This is a genomic window from Helicobacter heilmannii, assembly GCF_001283065.1.
In the GTDB taxonomy this organism is placed as follows: Bacteria; Campylobacterota; Campylobacteria; order Campylobacterales; family Helicobacteraceae; genus Helicobacter; species Helicobacter heilmannii.
In genome coordinates, this window is the sequence record NZ_CDMK01000001.1 from 227,707 (window position 1) to 245,016 (window position 17,310).

The window sequence follows — 17,310 nt, forward strand, 5'->3', positions numbered from 1 at the left end:
GGGCACAAACTCATCGGGACACATGCTCATCACATCATTGAGCTTGTTCCGACCCCAACAATGGCGTAAAAGTGATCGATTTTAAAGGCAGTTATGGAGAGTATTTGGCAAGTAGTGGGTTAAAGCCCTTGTTGTTTGCCGGCATTCTCAAGCCATTCTTTACTAAGAGGTTTTGCTATGCTAAAAAAGGCAATCCACAAGACAAACAATAAACTTCAAGACCCTCTCTTACACCCTTAAACATAAAACCCTAATCCTTTGACCACAAAGCAACAAGCCACTTAGCGTATGTTCTACTAAAGACTGGATCACATTTGTGGTGTACGGCTAGATACGCTCTCATGCCTATGGAAAATATGTGCGGTTTGTTGCGGTGAGGTAGGTGGCAGTCTCTCTAATGGGTAATGCGCAAGCCAACTACTTCAGGAGTGCATACAATTTTTCAATACCTATGCAGGATTTACTGACATCTCATTGATGATAGATAGTAAGAGGATGTTAGAATTTAGTAGAGACACCAAATTGGCTTGTCGATACAAGGAGGACTTGCTTGGTTGAGATGGCCAACATCGCTAGAAAGCACCGCCTCTAAGTCCTGTTCTTAGAAACTTCAAAAACCTACAAATCCAAAAAAAGAGTGCATTTTTTGTATTATCATTAAGGCATGGAAAAATTTTGGCTACACCCCCTACATCTCTGTTAAACACCTTTATCACCCACGGTAACACCTTAGCCATGGGTATTGTGCGCGGGTGTTGCAACCTTAAGGAGGGGTGTTTATTGGAAGGCTAGGGATACAGGAGTTACGCCTTTGGTATGGTTTAGAATCCATAGAGTGCAAAAAGTGGAAAGGTGGGTGGGATTTTATCATATCTCTAGCGTGGTTAGATTCTAAAGAAGGAATGGAGTAAGTTGTGTGTATATCTGTTGATGGGTTTATATTTGGGGAGTTAAGGGGAGTTAAAATAAATACGCATAGCTCACATAAAATTGGCTTTGGCGGGTGATGCTAAGAGTCTGTTTAATGGTTTGTTGGGTGCCTGGGTTGGTGTTACCGTAGTTGTACCAGTTGTGGGCGGTGATAGAGTAGTAGGGCAATTTCCAGCCCAAGTTAAAACGGTTGTGTTGCCCTAGATAAAGTTGGTAGCCCACATTTACATAAAAACCATTGCCCGCGGCAAAAAAGCGGGTCTTGTCAATGTGCCCCTTGCCTAAAGAGTTGCCCCCAAGCGCACTTAGGGCTTGGTTGTTGAAATTGTCGCTCCAAAGCATCGCATACTCCACACCCCCGCCCACAAAAATCCCCATTTTAAAGAACATCATTTTCGGGTGGCGCTTTCTTAGCCAAATGTCAATGGGCAGGTTTAAGAACACATCCACATTAAGCCCTAAAGTTACCATGTGCGCGGGGCGGGAGAGCAACACCTCTTGGGGGGTGGGGGTGGGGCATAGCCCTAGGGGGTTTGCACTTGTAAGGGCAGCACATGGCGAGCTGTAGCCTTGTGGGGTGCTATAAGTTACTTGCCCCGTGGTGGGGTCGGTGGTGGTCGTGGGGATCACCTGCCCCGTGGCAGAGTCGATCGCTTTAATGTTTTGCGGGTTGTAGTTTAGCCCGCCTTTATTTTGCACCTTGTAACGCCTGCCTAGATTCGCGTTGGCGTATTCAATGTCCCCATAAAAACGGATCCCGCTGATCCCAAACTTGTCAAAAAATAGCTCATCGCCTAGCGTGTAGGTGAAGGCAAAATTCGCGCTTTTATTGCTACTAGGCTTATAAAAGCCCACAATTTCGTTGTTTTTACACAGATTGTCCGGACAGGCATAGACGCTATTATTGTCCGGCAAAGTGCTGGGGTTACTCATGCTCAGCTGGTTGGCAAAGGTGCTCTTAAAGTTTTGTGCCATGCCAAAGCGCGCACCTGTGAAAATATGGTTTTTCACCGCACACAAGGGGTGCATAGCAAGCCCCACTAAAAGGAATTTCTTTAACATTAAATGCTCTTGTTGTTTAGGGTTACAAGTTGGGGCAGGGGGCTTAGGGGTGTGGGCGTGCTGAAAAACTCTTCAATTTGCGCCCGCGCCTCTGTAGATTCTTTCATATTATTGACCGCCGTTTTAAACACACTGGCGTTGGCATGCCCCTTAGCATAAGCGTGTAAGTTCTTGCGAAACATCACCACCCCCCGCTCTCCATAAAAAGACACCATTTTATCAAAATGCTCCAAGACTAAATCTTTTTTCAGCACGGCGGGCAGGTCCTCGGTGTTGTTTTTAATCTGCCAAAAAATCCACGGCTGTGTGAGGCTGGAGCGCCCAATCATCACCCCATTTGCCCCCGTGTAAGCGAGCACCTCTTTAGCCTTTTTGGGGCTGTCGATCTCGCCATTGGCGATGAGGGGTTTATTCAACACTTGGCGCATTAAACGGACACTCTCATAGTCTATGCGTTCTTTTTTATAGCGATCGGCTCTTGTGCGCGCATGCACCACCACAAAATCCACGGGCGCATCGTTTAGGGCATGCGCGATTTCTAAGGGGATTTTGCTCTCAAAGCCCAGCCTCACCTTCACACTGCTATAGGGCTTGTTGCTCTTGTCTTTAATGAGGCGCAAGAGTTTGACTAAATGGTTTAAATCCTTTAAAAGCCCGCTGCCATTGCCATGGTTTGCCACCTTTGGGGCGGGGCAACCGCAATTAAAGTCTATAATGTCAATGCCCTCAAGGGCGTTGATTTTCTCCACCGCCTCAGCCACGATTTGCTCTTTAGAGCCGGCGATTTGCACGCTAAAGGGCTTTTCCTCGGGCGACCTTTCGAGCATTTTGGCGGTCTTAGAGAAGGCATGCACTAGGGCGTGGCTGCTGATCATTTCGCTCACTGTTACATCCACGCCAAAGCGTTTCACCACGCTTCTAAAGGGTAAATCCGTATAGCCGGCTAGAGGGGCTAAAAACAATAAATTCTCAAAATTTAATTTCACCATAAATCTTATTTTAACGCATGTTCTCTTAAGTTTTTCGCCCACCCCTTGGCAAAATCTAGCAAAACCCGTGGTCGATTTTCTAGCCTCTCTTGCACCACTTCATTTAAGCACGCCAGCAAACCCGCCCCAATCTCTGCCTTTTTCAAGCCCACGCCCCTTAAACTGCGCCCATCAATGGCTAAAAAGCCCAAGCTATAAACCTCCCTTTGCGCCCCAATCTCTTTAAAATGCGCCCTTAAAATCGCCCACTTAGAGGGCTCATAGGCTTTAAGCCAGCCTAGCCACGCCCTAACTTGAGAGAGGCTTAAGCTTTGCATTTGGGTTTTGAGCCATATTTTAGAGGTGGGGGGGCTTTGGCGGGTGTAGGGGAGCAGTTTTTCTATATTTTTAAAAAGCTTTTTTGGGGGCTTTAGCTGTGCTAGGGTCTCTAGGGGGGTGCTGCAAGCGGTAAGCAGGGCTAAAAAACGGGTGGTTAAATTTAAAGGCATTTGGCTAAGCCTCTTTAAAATGTGCGGCTTTAAAGGGGCATTTAGGGCGCACTCAAGCACTTTTGTATAGGTGGCACACACCGTCCCCGCATTTGCTCCCATTAAAATTTTACACAGCTCGGCAAAAATGCGCTCTTTGCTGATGTGTTTGAGTAGGGGGGCGTGTTCTAGCACGGCCTGTGCGCTGACGGGCTCTAGCTTAAAACCTAAAACGCTCGCAAAACGCAAAGCCCGTAAAATCCGCAAAGCGTCCTCGCTCACCCGCGCGCTTGCCACACCCACAAAGCGCAGGCGTTTTAAGCGCAAGTCTTTCACTCCCCCGTGCAAGTCTAAAAGCCCCTTTTTAGGGTGGCAAGCTAGGGCGTTGATTGTAAAATCCCGCCTTTTTAAATCGGTTTCTAAAGTGGCGTTAAAGCACACTTGCGGGTGGCGGTGGTCGGTGTAGCCGCTCTCTTTGCGATAAGTGGTGATTTCAAAGACTTTTTTACCAAAAAGCGCGCCTAGCGTGCCAAAGGCAAGCCCTAGGGGAATGGTGGGGATTTTATGCGCCTTAAGCAAAGGAGCAAGCTCTTGTGTGGTGGCACTGGTGGCTAAATCGCAATCTTTGGGGATGCGCCCTAAGAGAAAATCGCGCACACAGCCCCCCACCACCACCGCCTCAAACCCCCCCGCCTCTAGGATGTCTAAAAGGCGCAAAATCGGGCGGGGCAGGTCAAAATGATAGTTGCGATCCCAAAGCACGCCAAGCCTTTTGCTATAATGGGCATTATTTTAGCAAAAGATACAAAGATGATTTTAGAACAAACCACTAACGGTTCTTGTGTCCTCTGCTTTAGCGGGGGGCAAGACAGCACCACTTTGGCCCTGTGGGCGAAAAAAGCCTTTAAAAAAACGCATTTGCTCACCTTTAACTACGCCCAAAAGCACGCTATAGAGCTGAAACAAGCGCAAAAAATCGCCACCCTGCTAGACCTGCCATTAAAAATTCTAGATTTAGCTTTTTTACAAGAAATCACCTTCTCCGCCCTGTTTGCGAGTAACTCGCAAAGCTCCAACGCCCCCCACCCCAAAAACCCGAACCTACCCGCCTCCTTTGTGCCCGACAGGAATGCCCTGTTTTTCACCCTAGCCCACGCCTATGCCTTCAACTTAGGGGCGGATTTTGTGCTGGTAGGGGTGTCGCAAGCAGACTACAGCGGGTATTTTGATTGTCGTAAAGAGTTTATAGAGAGTTTGCAAACTTCTTTAAATTTGGGGGCCTTTGGCGCGCCAAAGGGCATTGATTTTTTAGCCCCCTTTATGGATATGTCTAAAGCGCAAGAATTCGCCCTAGCGCAGGATTTAGGCGGACTAGAGCTTATTTTAGAGCACACGCACACTTGTTATGAGGGGGAGCGGGGCGTGCGCCACGCCTATGGGCATGGCTGTGGGGCTTGCCCGGCCTGTTGCCTACGCCAAGAGGCGTATCAAGAATTTTTAGAGCACTATAAACAAAATTGATAGCAAAAGACTAAAGTTTTATGCTATAATGAGCTCTATTTTATCAGTGGAGCGTTTATGAGCAAGAGTTTATACAGCACTTTAGAAGTCGCCGAGGGGGCAAGCCAAGAAGAGATCAAAAAATCCTACCGCAGGCTGGCTAGAAAATACCACCCTGACCTGAACAAGGGCAAGGAAGCCGAAGGGAAGTTTAAGGAGATCAACGCCGCCTATGAAATCCTAAGCGACCCGCAAAAACGGGCGCAATACGACCAGTTCGGGGACAATATGTTCGGCGGGCAAAACTTTAGCGACTTTGCCCGCGCGCAGGGGCGGGGGGCGAGCTTGGATGACATTTTGGCTTCGATTTTTGGGCGGGGGGGCTTTAAGAGCGATTTCATGGGCGGGGGGGCTTATGGCAATATGGGGGGCATGGGCGGATTTAATGGCTTTGGCTTTGCCCCCGATTTGGACTTGTCTGTGGAGCTACAAATCACCTTACAAGAAGCCGTTTTGGGGGGCAAAAGGCGGGTGCAATTAAGCCATGACAGCTTTGATATTAAAATCCCTGCCGGTGTGCGTGATGGCGAGGTGCTAAGAGCCAAGGGGCGGGGGCGCAGGCAAGGTGGGATGGTGGGCGATGTGCTCTTAAAAGTGCGGGTGCTTGAAGATAGCATTTACACTCAAAAGGGAGATGATTTATATAGAAACTTTGATTTGCCCTTAAAAACCGCCCTCTTTGGTGGGCGGGTGCAGGTGGAGACGCTGCAAAAGGAAGTTGCCTTAAAAATCCCGCCCAACACCAAGAATGCCCAAAAGTTTCGCTTAAAAGAATTGGGGGTGAAAAACCGCAAAACGGGGGGCGTGGGGGATTTATACTTAATGGCAAATGTCATTTTGCCCCACACAGATACTTTAAGCGCGCCCTTCAAGCAAACCTTACAAGAGCAGTTGCCTTAAGGAGGGCGTGATGGTGGATTACGATGCGCCCCTTTATTTGATCAGCGTGGTGGCAAAAATCCTAGGCGTGCACCCGCAAACCCTGCGCCAATATGAAAAAGAGGGGCTTGTAGAACCTAAGCGCACGGGGGGCAAAATGCGCCTGTACTCACAAAGGGATTTAGACAAAATTAAAACCATTTTGCGCCTGACTAGAGATATGGGTGTGAATTTAGCGGGCGTGGATATTATCTTACGCCTGAAAGAAAGGCTTGATGAATTAGACCGCCTCAACGAACAGCTGCAAGCCCACATGCAACAAAACGCCCAAAACAAAACCGAGACCAAGCAAATCACAAAAACCTCTTACGAATTGATTTTATTTAAAAAGCCCTAGTGCCTATGCCCCCTTTAAGCTTGAGGGTTTGACCTTGTAAAGATTAGGGCTTTGTGACGCGCTTAAATGGCTTGGAACCTTTGTGCTGTGTGCTTATGGGGTTATGGGGTTGCGCCCAACATGCTTAAATTTAAGTTTTACACATGTTTTGCGTTTATATGTGTGTTCTAACACTTTTAGGTTTTAAGGGGCTTGGTCCTCTTGGCGATAGTGCTTAGAGCTTTGGGCTAGAGCTTTCTTCTCTTTGCAAAAGGCACTTCCCACGCCTTAAGCACTTGCCACAACCAAGCCCTTAAACTTTTCGCCCAGCCCATCTGGGCTGATCAAGGCGTGGGCTTTAAACGCCTCTTTTTGGTAAGTGGCATAGGGCACATTCTTAGCGAATAAGTCTAAAAGCTTAGCAAAGCCCATTTCTAAAAGCGTGGCACATTGCGTGCCATAAAAAACAGAGCGTGCCCCCTGTGCTTGAAACAAGCCCTCCAGCAATTTAAAATCTATGTCATAGGTCAAATCAATCTTTTGATACAGCCCCTTTAGATCGCTTAAAATCTCCTCTAACCCCAAAACTTGATGCGCCCTGTATCCCCTAAGGCTGATGGGCTCAAAGCCGTATTGCCCGTAATCTAGGCTCACAAAATGCCAGTTTGCCCCCTCTAAATTTTGGCACAAATGGGCGATAAACCCCTCCCATGAAAAGGGCACGCACCCCCCAAGGGGGTAAAAGCCCTCAAGGCGTTTGTGCTCGCTGTCTTCTAAAGCCCGCCAAAGGGGTTTAAAATCCTTAACGCTTAAAATCCGCCCCTCTTGCACCACCTCACACGCAAAGCTATCCCAAAGCTCATTGCAGTATAAAAACGCGTTCTTTAGCCCGCTTAACCCCGCTACGCTTTCTATATGCTCTATTTCTATGCCCTCTTTTTCTAGCCGCACTTTTTGTAAAGCCGCTAACTCCTCTAAGGGCTCGACACAGATAAAGCGCACACCTTCTAAGACCTCCTTCACGCTTAAATCCTTTAAAAAGCTTGCCAAATCCGCCATTAAACGCCCAGAACCCGCCCCAATCTCCACCACGCTTAAGGGCAGCTCTAACGCGCCCTTCTCCAGCAACTGCAAGAGATAAAACGCCAACGACCCGCCTAAAAAGCCGCTTGCGCTCACAGAAGTGTAAAAGTCCCCCCTAGTGCCAATATGTGCGTGGCGATAATAGCCGTTTTTTCCATACAGCCACGCGCGCATAAAGGGCGCAAAGCTGTGCCAATCCACTACAGCCCTCTAATTCGGGCAATTTCATCGCGCAATTTTGCCGCCGCTTCAAAGTCAAGCACCCGCGCCCGCTCTTGCATTTGGGCGCGCAACTTTTTAATCAACTGCTCTTTTTCTTTTTTAGGCATTTTGTCCGTGGCTTTGGGTTTGGGCGGGGTGTAGTCTTTAAGCTCCTCTTCTAGGGGGCGTGCCGTGCTTTTGGGCGTGATATGGTGGGCTTTATTGAAGGCAATTTGTTTGGCGCGCCTGCTATCGGTGGTGGTCATCGCCTCTTGCATGCTCGCGGTGATTTTATCGGCGTAGAAAATCACCTTGCCGTGGATATGGCGCGCCACCCGCCCCATGGTTTGGATTAAAGCGGTCGCGCTTCGTAAAAACCCCTCCTTATCCGCGTCCAAAATCGCCACCAAAGACACCTCGGGCAGGTCTAGCCCCTCTCTAAGCAGGTTAATGCCAATCAAAACATCAAATTCGCCCAGCCTAAAGGAGCGGATTAGGTGGTTGCGCTCAATCGCGTCTATGTCGCTGTGTAGGTATTGCACCTTTAGCCCCCCCTCTAAATAGTGCTTACACAGCTCTTCAGACATTTTTTTGGTAAGGGTCGTTACCAACACCCGCTCTTTACGCGCCACGACCTCTTTAATCGTGTTGTATAAATCTTGCACCTGATTTTGCGTGGGGCGGATTTCATACTCGGGGTCTAGTAGCCCCGTGGGGCGGATGATTTGCTCGGCAATGTGCTCTTTAGAGAGCTCTAGCTCTAGGGGGTTTGGGGTGGCAGAGACAAAGAGAAAATGGGGGGGCTTGGTGATAAACTCTTCGTATTTGAGGGGGCGGTTGTCTAGTGCAGAGGGCAGCCTAAAGCCATAATCCACTAACACTTGCTTACGGCTGTGATCGCCCGCATACATGCCCTTAAATTGAGGCAAACTCACATGCGATTCGTCCACGATGACTAAAAAGGGGCGTTTTTTTTGGGCGAAGTAGTCTAGCAGGGTGTAGGGCGTGTCGCCCGCCTTTTTGTCGGTGAAATGCCGTGAGTAGTTTTCAATCCCCTTACAAATGCCCGTGGCTGCCATCATCTCTAAGTCAAATTCTGTACGGGTTTTGAGCCGCTCATATTCTAGGGGTTTGTTATGGTCTTTAAAGAATTTTAAACGGGCGTTTAGCTCGATTTCAATGCTCTTTAGCGCGCGTTTAAGGCGGCTTTGGCTCACAATGAAGGCGTTGGCGGCGTAAAGCACATAGCTTTCTAGGGCTTTGAGCGGCTTGTTCTCCAGCGCGTCAAAACTATAAATGCGCTCGATCTCATCGCCAAAGAACTCCACGCGGATAAAGTTGGTGTCGTTGTAGGCGGGGAAAATATCAACACTCTCGCCCACCACTCGAAACCGCCCCCGCTCTAGGATTTCTTGCCGCTCATAGCCCATCTCCACCAGCTTATGTAAAAACTCGCTGTAGGGTAGGCTCTGCCCCACCTCTAATTTGGTGAGCATGCTTAAATACTCCACAGGGTCGCCAAAGCCATAGTTTGCCGACACGCTCGCCACCACCACCACATCGTCATAGCCTAAAAGCGAAGTGATGGCACTTAGGCGCAAGCGCTCTAAATCTTCATTGATCGCGCTGTCCTTTTCAATGAATAAATCCCGTCTTGGGATATAGGACTCGGGCTGGTAGTAGTCAAAGTAGGAGATAAAATACTCCACATGGTTTTTAGGGAAAAAGCTTTTAAACTCGCTGTAAAGCTGGGCGCAAAGGGTCTTGTTATGCGACATGACTAAGGTGGGCATTTGCAATTTAGAAATGAGATAGGCCATGCTAAAGGTCTTGCCGCTGCCCGTAACGCCTAATAAGGTTTGATAAGCCACCCCATCAGCCACGCCACGGGCTAGTTTGGTTACCGCCTTTTCTTGCTCTAGGCTTGGTTGGTAGGGGGCTTGTAGGATAAAGTCCATTTGGCTCACTTTTTGCTAGAATCAGGGCTTATCATAGCTAAAAATTGGAAGGATTTTATGTTAAAGCACTACAGCGTGGCTGTGCTTAAACACAAGCTAAAGCCTTTGACTTATCAAAGCCAACACCTTCTGCGGGTGGGCGATGTGGTGCAAGTACCCTTAAATGGGCGCGCCTGCAAAGGTGTGGTGCTAAGTGAGTGCGCCACACCTAATTTTGAGTGCAAAGACGCAACTCCCACAGAGTTTTATTTAAACGCCCCCCAAATGCTGCTACTAGAGTTTATCGCCACCTATTACTGCTGCCCGCCCTCCCTAGCGGCCACGCTTTTTACCCCCTTTAGCAAGGCTAAACCCACAAAGTTCGCCTTTAAAGCCCCAAACTTAAGCCCGCTAAGCGGTGCGCAACAAGCTGCCCTAAATGTCCTAAAGCCCTTAAAAAGCGCCCTGCTCTTTGGGGACACGGGCAGTGGCAAGACGCACATTTATAGCCATTTGATTTTAGAGAAGTTGCAAAACAACCAAAGCGTGGTGGTGCTTGTGCCTGAAATTGGGCTCACCTCACAGACCAAGCAACTGCTTTTAAGCCTCTTTGGTGCGCAGGTTGGGCTGTGGCATAGCAAGCTAAGCCCCGCGCAAAAAAAGCAAACCCTAGCACACATCGCCAGCGGGCAAATAAAAATCGTTGTCGGCACACGAAGTGCCTTATTCTTACCCATGCCAAATTTGGGGCTGGTGCTCGTGGATGAAGAGCACGACCAAGCCTATAAAGCCAGCCTCGCGCCCTATTACAACGCTAGAGATTGTGCCCTTTATCTTGCTAGCAAATTGCCCATCCAAGTCATTTTGGGCTCAGCAACCCCCAATTTACGCAGCTACTACCGCGCCAAAAAAAATCAAAGCCTTGTGCGGCTAAGGGGGCGCTACTTTGCAAGCCCCCAAGAAATCATCTTTGAAGAGAGCAAAACCGTCCTCACCCCGCTTTTACTTGAGCATTTAAGCCAAAGCCTGCACGCCAAAGAGCAGAGCATTATATTTTTACCTACTAGGGCTTCGTTTAAAAAACTGCTGTGCTTGGCTTGCGGGGGCGGGGTTAAATGCCCCTTTTGCAGCGTAAATATGAGCCTACACCTCAAGGACAAGCGCATGCGCTGCCATTATTGCCAACACGAAGAGCCTATCCCCAAGGTTTGCCCCGCCTGCAAGCAAGACAGCCTAGCGGGCAAGCGCATCGGCACACAGCAATTAAAAAGCGAGCTAGAAAAACTCTTGCCAAGCGCACGCATAGGGATTTTAGACAAGGACCACACCCACACGAACAAGCAAATACAAACCATTTTAGATGACTTCAACGCCCACCAAATAGACATTTTAATTGGCACGCAAATGCTGGCTAAGGGGCATGACTACCATAGGGTGGGCTTGGCGGTGGTTTTGGGCTTGGATGAGGTGTTAAACAATGGGAGCTACCGCAGTTATGAAGAGGGGGTGGCTTTAATGCACCAAATTGCCGGGCGCAGCGGGCGCAAAAAAAAAGGGCGGGTGTTGATCCAAAGCCTCAACGCCCATTTTTTAGAGCGTTACACCGCCGATTTTGAAGAGTTTTTAAAAGAGGAGCTGCAGATGCGAACGCCCTGCTTTCCCCCGCTTAGGCGTTTGGCGCGCATTGAGTTTAGGGATAAAGAGCTAGAAGCAGCCACGGCGCATATGCAAGCGGGGTTGGACTTGTTAAAACCGCTTTTAGAGCAGCATAGGAGCGTGGAGGTTTTGGGCGCGGGGCAGGCGCGGGTGACTAAGATCGCCGGGCAAGAGCGTTTACAAATCCTCTTAAGCGCCACTTCCACCAAAGAACTACACCTTGTGTTGAGACATTTGCAAGAGCATGCCAAGGGGGTGTTTAAAATAGACATTGACCCGCAAGACATTTAAACTTTGCTATAATAGGCACTTAATTTTGTTTCAAGGATGCACATGGGGGCCGAGATTTTAGACAAACTGCAGGAGAAAGTAGAAGAGTTGATTTTACGCTTAACACTCCTAGAAGAAGAGAACAAAAACCTGCGGCTTGAGAACGCCACAATCGCCACGCAAAACGAGGAGCGCGACCGCCAAATCGCCAGCCTCTATGAAGACATTGCCGCCAAAGACAAGCGCATACAAGACATTTACGAGATCATCACCAAAGATTCTTAAGAAAGATGAACTCTGTCGAGCTAATTGAAGTGAGCATTGGGGGTAAACGCTATAAAATCACCCTAAATGAGCGCTTCAACACCCAAACAAGGGCGCAGATCAAAGAGAGTTTTCACAATAAAGAAATTGCTCCCATCGAGCTCTTTAAGCTCCATCTAAATAAAATCCAAGAAATCGCCGACTTGAATGCCAAACTCGGACAATTATTAAATAAAATTCCCTAATTGCTTCAAATTCCCCATATGGTGTTGTATGTGGGTTTTCTCTGTTCAAAACTCTGTACTCATATGTTCCTAGATCCACCTGTGTCCTTGATTTCTGCTTTATTTATACCGCTCTCTTTAACATTAAAATAAATAAAAACTAAAATAAAAGCCTTTATCCAATATCCAACTACGCATAAACTTCGTCCTTATCAGTGTGACTTAAAGGGTCTCTTGGGTTAGGAACTAGCCTTGGAAACTATAAATAACAAAGCCTTTCAAGTTTAGAAACGCTAGTTTCTATTATCAGGAAGTTTCTCCCTTTAGGAAGGGGTGGTTCACGAATCCACAATAATGAGACAAGGGGTTAAAGTGAGTGGTCAGAATGAAGTGCAAGAGTGGTTTAAAAAGAATCCAAAACTCCCAAAAGTTGAATCAAAAAATGCAGCACATGCAAGAAATCCCAAGCTAGTTAAACAAAATAGGGGCGAGTGCAATGGTGCATGAACTCTTGATCATTAAAGAGCAAAGATGTCTTAAAAAAGCGTTTACCCTAGAGTGCTGAGGGTTTGGACTTAACTAATCCCGCCCGTTTTTTATAAACAGATTTATCTATAAGGGTTGTCTGTAAGTCTCTATTGGTGAAAAGCCAAAGGTAGAATTGAAAGTGCTTTTGCACTAAAATGTGAATGAAGGGGGTTTTGAGTAGGAGCTGACTGGCTTTTGTAGCAAACTTAAAATTAGAGTCCTAGAGCTGTCTTTAAGGCCATGGCGTTTTGGGCTATGTCGCCTAGCCATAGGCTAGAGATCACGGCGGCCATATCAAGAGGGGGCAAAGTGGGAATGTTTTGGGCGGTGAGCCCCCCGATGGCACAAAAAGGTAGGTTTAGCCCCGCCCTTGCCTGCGTTAAAATCTCTTTGGTGATGGTGGAGGCATGTGGTTTGGTGGGAGAGGCAAAGCACGCCCCAAAGGCGACATAGTCTGCTCCCAAATCCTGCGCCTCTTTGGCCTTGTTTAAATCCCCATAGCACGACACCCCAACCACGCCCTTAAAATGCTTACGGGCTGCTTTTAAAGGCATGTCCTCTTGTCCTAAGTGCAGACCGTAAGCCTGACATGCTAGGGCAAGCTCTAGGCGGTCGTTGATGATGAAGCCTACCCCATGCCTAGCACACAACTTGGCTAAATCCTTGGCTAGGGGCAACAAGTCTTCATCGTTATGGGTTTTATCTCTCAATTGAAAAAGGCTAATCCCCCCCTGTATCGCCAGCCAAAGCATGTGGGGCAATTTGTCATAGGGGGTTAAAACCTCATCGCTAAGCGCATAGACCCCCCTAAGGGCTATTCCCACTCAATCGTCCCCGGGGGCTTAGAGGTGATGTCATAGACCACGCGGTTGATCCCCTTCACCTCATTAATGATTTTATGCGCCACACTCTCCAAGAAGTCAAAAGGCAGGGGCGCAAAATGCGCGCTCATCCCATCGCTGGCACACACCGCCCGAATGGCTAGGGTGTTGTCGTAAGTGCGGTTATCGCCCATCACCCCCACCGAGCGTACATTTAAGAGCACACAAAACGCCTGCCACACCGAGTCGTACAGCTTGGCATCGTGCAGGGCTTGGATCAAGATTTGATCTGCTTGACGCACGAGTTCTAGACTGTCATATCCGACAGCCCCTAAAATGCGGATCGCCAAACCGGGCCCGGGGAAAGGGTGGCGCTTTAGCATGTTTTCAGGCAGCCCTAATTGTGCGCCAAGTGCCCTAACCTCATCTTTAAATAACTCTCTTAAAGGCTCTAAGAGCACAAAGTCCATTGTCTCAGGCAAGCCCCCGACATTGTGGTGCGACTTGATGACCTTAGAGGGACCCTTCACGCTCACCGACTCGATCACATCGGGGTACAAAGTCCCTTGCGCCAAATACTTGATCTTACCCCCTTGCTCTAATTCTTTTGCCTTTTTTTCAAAGACCTCGATAAAAGTCCAGCCGATGATTTTGCGCTTTTCCTCTGGCTCACTCACCCCCCTCAATCTCTCCAAGAATAGATCAGATGCGTCCACCACATGCAAGGGAATGTTTAAACCTTTAAACATTTTAACGACCTGCTCTTTTTCTCCAAGGCGCAACAATCCGTGATCCACAAACACTACCTCCGTTTGTTTCCCCACTGCTTTATAGCACAAGCTGGCGACCACGCTTGAATCCACACCTCCGCTCACGGCGCATAAAATGCGATCCGCCCCCACCTTGGCTTTGATCTTGGCAATCTCGTGAGTGGCAAAGGCCTGCATGCCCCATGTCGGACTACACTGGCAAATGTTGAGTGCAAAGTTCTTTAAGATTTGCATACCCTGTGCGCTGTGCACCACCTCGGGGTGGAACTGCAGGCCAAAAATGGACTTGTTGGCATGCGCGATGGCGCAAAAGGGGGCGTTCTGGCTTTTAGCTAGGGCGATAAACTCAGCGGGCAAACTCTCCACCCGATCGGCATGGCTCATCCACACCACGCTAAAATTTTCTACACCCTCTAAGAGGGGGTGTTTTTCTATGATCTCTAAATGCGCCTTGCCAAACTCTTGATGGCTGGCGGGTTTGACCTGTCCGCCGAAAGTATTCACCAACAGTTGCATGCCATAGCAAATACCAAGCAGGGGCAGGTTGCTTTGAAAGAGCGCGGGATCGCAACAGTAAGCGTCCTTAGTATATACACTGGCCGGCCCCCCGCTTAAAATGAACCCCTTGGGTTTCTTGGCCAATAAGTCCTTGGCTGGGGTAAAGTAGGGGTAAATTTCGGTATAAACGCCTACTTCCCGCAAACGCCTTGCGACAAGCTGGGTGTATTGACTCCCAAAGTCTAAAACAAGAATATCAATTGCCATATGTATCCTCTATCGGGGTGAAAATGCGTTGGTAGTTGATTCTAAAATTTGCAAAAATACCCTTATGCCCCCCAAGCCACTTAAAGAGCTCATGGGCTCTAGCCGAGTGGCAGGGGTTTAGCCAAAAATAGTGCATATTCAAGGGCGTGTAAAGTACGCTTAGGGCAGGAGACTGTTGCACATACAGCCTCTGGCTCATCAACACCAAATCCGTGTTTTTATAAGGGGTTAAATGCGTACGGACAATCCTTAGCTTTTTGGCTAGGGCGGGACGGGCAAGCTCTAAAAGCACCGCTTTGGGGCTCTTGCCTTGAAAGAGTGTGGCGAGTTCAGGGTCGCCTAGTAAAATGAAGTTTTCTTTAAAAAGGGGGATGGCTTTCTTGTTTTTAAAAAAATGCCTCGTGCCCAGCGCACTTTTAGAAACCAAATAGGCAGACACCCCACAAAGGCGTTTGGTGTCCCTTAAAGGTTGCCAAAGGACCTTGACCCCCGCCTCTTCTTGAAACGCTAAACTCAAAAAATCCAAAAACCCCTCTTGGTTACCGATGTCGCTGGCGATACTCAAGGGTTTAGCGCATAGGGGCAAGCACAAAAACAGGGGAGCCAGGCGCATTAAAAGGCGCGTAAAATCGTGGCACTGAGCCGGTCATTGAAGGCTTTAGCGTTTTTCAGTGCCCCATTTTCTAAGAGTTTGGCACTATCAAACAACAAATGCGCCACATCGGCTAAAAGGGCACTGTCTTCCACACCTTTAAGCTTTTGGATAATGGCATGCCCGATGTTGAGCTCTAAAGTCTTGGGCTGCTCTTGCACACTCTGGCCCATTTGGCGCATGAGATTTGCCATCATGGCGTTTTGCTCATCGCCCACAAGAGCCACCGCCGAATTTAAATCTTTAGACAGCGCAACCTCCTTGACCTCATCTTTCAACGCCTCTTTAAACGCCTCTAAAACACCCTTAAATTCCTCTTTCTCTGCCTCGCTAATTTCTGCCAGCCCTAATTCTTTTAAGGTTTCACTGCTGCTCGCATCCTTAAAGGGGGTTTTGTCGTACTCACTCACCCCGGGCATCACAAAGGCATCCACCTCATCGCCCATCAAGAGCACATCAAAGCCCTTTTGGGCGTATTTCTCTAAAATGGGGGAGGCTTTAAGCAGGTCTAAACTCTCGCCGACCATGTAGTAAATGCTCTTTTGCTCAGTGGGCATGCTGGCTTTATACTCTTTGAGCGATAGGGGTTTTTCGCTTTTGGAGCTTGCAAAGCGCAACAAGTCTAAAATCTTATCTTTATTTTCAAAGTCGCTGTGCAAGCCCTCTTTTAAGACCCGCCCAAATTGGCTATAAAACTTCTCATAAATTTCGCTATTTTGGCTCAGTTTCTCAATCTCGGCCAGGATTTTCTTGGTGGACGCGCTTTTGATGTTGGCTAAGATTTTGTTTTGTTGCAAAATCTCACGGCTCACATTCAAGGGCAAGTCCTCGCTGTCGATGATCCCGCGCACAAAGCGCAAATATTGAGGCAAAAGCTCTTTATCGTTGTCGGTGATGAACACCCGCTTGACATAGAGTTTCACGCCTGATTGGTAATCTACCCTGAAGAGATCAAAGGGGGCTTGGCTTGGAATGTAAAAGAGCGTGTTGTATTCTAACACCCCCTCAGCGCGGCTATGTATCCACGCCAGCGGGGCGTTGTTGTCATGCGCCAAACTTTTATAAAACTCTTTGTAGTCCTCGTCTTTGAGTTCATTTTTTGGCATGCGCCAAAGGGCTTTAGCACTGTTGATTTGAGTGCATTTGTCCTCCGTCACTTCCTTTTTATTTTCGCCCTCACCCTGGCTCTTGGTCTCGGTGTAGCTTAAGAAAATAGGAAAGGGGATATGCTCGGAGTATTTTTTTACGATGTGCTCGATCTCCCAGCGGTTGGCAAATTGTGCCTCCTCGTCTTTGAGATACAGCGTGATCTCTGTGCCAAAACCTTCTTTGACGCAAGGACTGATTTCATAAGAGCCCTTGCCATCGCTCACCCAAGCAAAGGCCTCATCGCTAAGCGCCTTTTTGCTTTGCACCACGACTTTACTCGCCACCATAAAGCTAGAGTAAAAGCCCACGCCAAACTGCCCAATGAGCGCGCTGTCTTTCTTTTGATCTCCGCTTAAATTGGATAAAAAACTCTTGGTACCGGATTTGGCAATGGTGCCAAGATTTGAGATGAGCTCTTCCCTACTCATGCCAATGCCATTGTCGGCAATGGTTAGGCTTTTGGCTTTTTCGTCGAAACTCAAATGGATTTGGGGGCAAAACTCTAGGGATTTATAAACCTCATCGCTGATGACCATGTAATTAAGTTTGTCGAGAGCATCGGAGGCATTCGAGATGAGTTCTCGCAAAAAGATTTCTTTATTGGAATAAAGGGAGTGGATCATCAAATCCAAAAGCTGGTTGATCTCTGTTTGGAAGGTGTGTGTTGTGGACGGCATTAAAACTCCATTTTGAAAATAAACCCTTAGTATAGCAGAATGGGGCTTTT

The 17,310-nt window shown here is 48.1% G+C and carries 16 protein-coding genes; 7 read left to right on the plus strand and 9 right to left on the minus strand.

Annotated elements, in window-relative coordinates; all coding sequences use genetic code 11:
* The first annotated feature begins 71 nt into the window (after nucleotides 1–71).
* Nucleotides 72–212: a hypothetical protein gene (locus AOG36_RS08460; protein WP_015105918.1), complete on the plus strand. Its 141-nt coding sequence runs from the start codon at nucleotides 72–74 to the stop codon at nucleotides 210–212.
* Nucleotides 213–960: 748 nt separating this feature from the next.
* On the opposite strand, the gene AOG36_RS01195 is transcribed toward AOG36_RS08460, so the two are convergent.
* From AOG36_RS01195 to AOG36_RS01205, 3 genes are read right to left on the minus strand one after another with little or no spacing between them, the layout of a single operon-like run.
* Nucleotides 961–1,992 (minus strand): outer membrane beta-barrel protein, encoded by a 1,032-nt coding sequence (locus tag AOG36_RS01195; RefSeq protein WP_015105920.1) that lies wholly within the window; start codon nucleotides 1,990–1,992, stop codon nucleotides 961–963.
* A complete protein-coding gene (locus tag AOG36_RS01200) occupies nucleotides 1,992–2,981 on the minus strand; it encodes a tRNA dihydrouridine synthase (protein WP_015105921.1) in 990 nt (329 codons plus the stop codon). Before AOG36_RS01200 ends, AOG36_RS01195 begins: the two co-directional genes overlap by 1 nt.
* Before the next feature lie 5 nt (nucleotides 2,982–2,986).
* Nucleotides 2,987–4,210: a CCA tRNA nucleotidyltransferase gene (locus AOG36_RS01205; RefSeq protein ID WP_015105922.1), complete on the minus strand. Its 1,224-nt coding sequence runs from the start codon at nucleotides 4,208–4,210 to the stop codon at nucleotides 2,987–2,989.
* Between the two features lie 48 nt (nucleotides 4,211–4,258).
* On the opposite strand from AOG36_RS01205, the gene queC reads away from it, so the two are divergent.
* Genes queC through AOG36_RS01220 form a run of 3 tightly spaced genes read left to right on the plus strand, consistent with a single transcriptional unit; the run spans nucleotide 4,259 to nucleotide 6,284 of the window.
* Nucleotides 4,259–4,969 (plus strand): 7-cyano-7-deazaguanine synthase QueC, encoded by a 711-nt coding sequence (queC, locus tag AOG36_RS01210; protein WP_129593167.1) that lies wholly within the window; start codon nucleotides 4,259–4,261, stop codon nucleotides 4,967–4,969.
* Nucleotides 4,970–5,026: 57 nt separating this feature from the next.
* Entirely contained in the window at nucleotides 5,027–5,908 is an 882-nt protein-coding gene (locus tag AOG36_RS01215; RefSeq protein ID WP_015105924.1) for a DnaJ C-terminal domain-containing protein, read from the plus strand.
* Nucleotides 5,909–5,918: 10 nt separating this feature from the next.
* A complete protein-coding gene (locus AOG36_RS01220) occupies nucleotides 5,919–6,284 on the plus strand; it encodes a heat shock protein transcriptional repressor HspR (RefSeq protein ID WP_015105925.1) in 366 nt (121 codons plus the stop codon).
* Between the two features lie 267 nt (nucleotides 6,285–6,551).
* Here the strand turns inward: AOG36_RS01220 and AOG36_RS01225 are convergent, their stop codons facing one another.
* Together AOG36_RS01225 and uvrB are read right to left on the minus strand one after the other, a co-directional pair.
* Nucleotides 6,552–7,547 carry an SAM-dependent methyltransferase gene (locus AOG36_RS01225; protein WP_015105926.1) on the minus strand — a complete coding sequence of 332 codons (996 nt, stop codon included), beginning with the start codon at nucleotides 7,545–7,547 and terminating at the stop codon, nucleotides 6,552–6,554.
* Nucleotides 7,547–9,505 carry an excinuclease ABC subunit UvrB gene (uvrB, locus tag AOG36_RS01230; protein WP_053825374.1) on the minus strand — a complete coding sequence of 653 codons (1,959 nt, stop codon included), beginning with the start codon at nucleotides 9,503–9,505 and terminating at the stop codon, nucleotides 7,547–7,549. The genes AOG36_RS01225 and uvrB overlap by 1 nt, the downstream gene beginning before the upstream one ends.
* A 57-nt stretch (nucleotides 9,506–9,562) precedes the next feature.
* Between uvrB and priA the strand changes: the two genes are divergently transcribed.
* The 3 genes from priA to AOG36_RS01245 are packed head-to-tail and all read left to right on the plus strand — an operon-like array spanning nucleotide 9,563 to nucleotide 11,919.
* Nucleotides 9,563–11,431 (plus strand): replication restart helicase PriA, encoded by a 1,869-nt coding sequence (priA, locus tag AOG36_RS01235; protein ID WP_015105929.1) that lies wholly within the window; start codon nucleotides 9,563–9,565, stop codon nucleotides 11,429–11,431.
* Nucleotides 11,432–11,473: 42 nt separating this feature from the next.
* The gene (locus AOG36_RS01240) at nucleotides 11,474–11,695 is read left to right on the plus strand and encodes a cell division protein ZapB (RefSeq protein ID WP_015105930.1); all 222 of its coding nucleotides are present in this window, start codon (nucleotides 11,474–11,476) and stop codon (nucleotides 11,693–11,695) included.
* Between the two features lie 5 nt (nucleotides 11,696–11,700).
* A complete protein-coding gene (locus AOG36_RS01245) occupies nucleotides 11,701–11,919 on the plus strand; it encodes a hypothetical protein (protein WP_015105931.1) in 219 nt (72 codons plus the stop codon).
* Nucleotides 11,920–12,638: 719 nt separating this feature from the next.
* Here AOG36_RS01245 and thiE read toward each other — a convergent pair.
* Genes thiE through htpG form a run of 4 tightly spaced genes read right to left on the minus strand, consistent with a single transcriptional unit; the run spans nucleotide 12,639 to nucleotide 17,260 of the window.
* Nucleotides 12,639–13,250 (minus strand): thiamine phosphate synthase, encoded by a 612-nt coding sequence (gene thiE / locus AOG36_RS01250; RefSeq protein ID WP_053825375.1) that lies wholly within the window; start codon nucleotides 13,248–13,250, stop codon nucleotides 12,639–12,641.
* Nucleotides 13,241–14,782: a glutamine-hydrolyzing GMP synthase gene (guaA, locus tag AOG36_RS01255; RefSeq protein WP_015105932.1), complete on the minus strand. Its 1,542-nt coding sequence runs from the start codon at nucleotides 14,780–14,782 to the stop codon at nucleotides 13,241–13,243. The genes thiE and guaA overlap by 10 nt, the downstream gene beginning before the upstream one ends.
* Nucleotides 14,772–15,395, minus strand: a complete 624-nt coding sequence (locus tag AOG36_RS01260) for a hypothetical protein (protein ID WP_015105933.1) — start codon at nucleotides 15,393–15,395, stop codon at nucleotides 14,772–14,774. The genes guaA and AOG36_RS01260 overlap by 11 nt, the downstream gene beginning before the upstream one ends.
* Nucleotides 15,395–17,260: a molecular chaperone HtpG gene (htpG, locus tag AOG36_RS01265; protein WP_015105934.1), complete on the minus strand. Its 1,866-nt coding sequence runs from the start codon at nucleotides 17,258–17,260 to the stop codon at nucleotides 15,395–15,397. The genes AOG36_RS01260 and htpG overlap by 1 nt, the downstream gene beginning before the upstream one ends.
* Nucleotides 17,261–17,310: the final 50 nt, after the last annotated feature.

What these genes read in the sequence shown, in the direction of transcription:
- AOG36_RS01195 (WP_015105920.1), bottom strand. Translation starts at nt 1,992, where the DNA reads ATGTTAAAGAAATTCCTTTTAGTGGGGCTTGCTATGCACCCCTTGTGT.
- AOG36_RS01200 (WP_015105921.1), bottom strand. Translation starts at nt 2,981, where the DNA reads ATGGTGAAATTAAATTTTGAGAATTTATTGTTTTTAGCCCCTCTAGCC.
- queC (WP_129593167.1), top strand. Translation starts at nt 4,259, where the DNA reads ATGATTTTAGAACAAACCACTAACGGTTCTTGTGTCCTCTGCTTTAGC.
- AOG36_RS01215 (WP_015105924.1), top strand. Translation starts at nt 5,027, where the DNA reads ATGAGCAAGAGTTTATACAGCACTTTAGAAGTCGCCGAGGGGGCAAGC.
- AOG36_RS01220 (WP_015105925.1), top strand. Translation starts at nt 5,919, where the DNA reads ATGGTGGATTACGATGCGCCCCTTTATTTGATCAGCGTGGTGGCAAAA.
- uvrB (WP_053825374.1), bottom strand. Translation starts at nt 9,505, where the DNA reads ATGGACTTTATCCTACAAGCCCCCTACCAACCAAGCCTAGAGCAAGAA.
- priA (WP_015105929.1), top strand. Translation starts at nt 9,563, where the DNA reads ATGTTAAAGCACTACAGCGTGGCTGTGCTTAAACACAAGCTAAAGCCT.
- AOG36_RS01240 (WP_015105930.1), top strand. Translation starts at nt 11,474, where the DNA reads ATGGGGGCCGAGATTTTAGACAAACTGCAGGAGAAAGTAGAAGAGTTG.
- AOG36_RS01245 (WP_015105931.1), top strand. Translation starts at nt 11,701, where the DNA reads ATGAACTCTGTCGAGCTAATTGAAGTGAGCATTGGGGGTAAACGCTAT.
- guaA (WP_015105932.1), bottom strand. Translation starts at nt 14,782, where the DNA reads ATGGCAATTGATATTCTTGTTTTAGACTTTGGGAGTCAATACACCCAG.
- AOG36_RS01260 (WP_015105933.1), bottom strand. Translation starts at nt 15,395, where the DNA reads ATGCGCCTGGCTCCCCTGTTTTTGTGCTTGCCCCTATGCGCTAAACCC.
- htpG (WP_015105934.1), bottom strand. Translation starts at nt 17,260, where the DNA reads ATGCCGTCCACAACACACACCTTCCAAACAGAGATCAACCAGCTTTTG.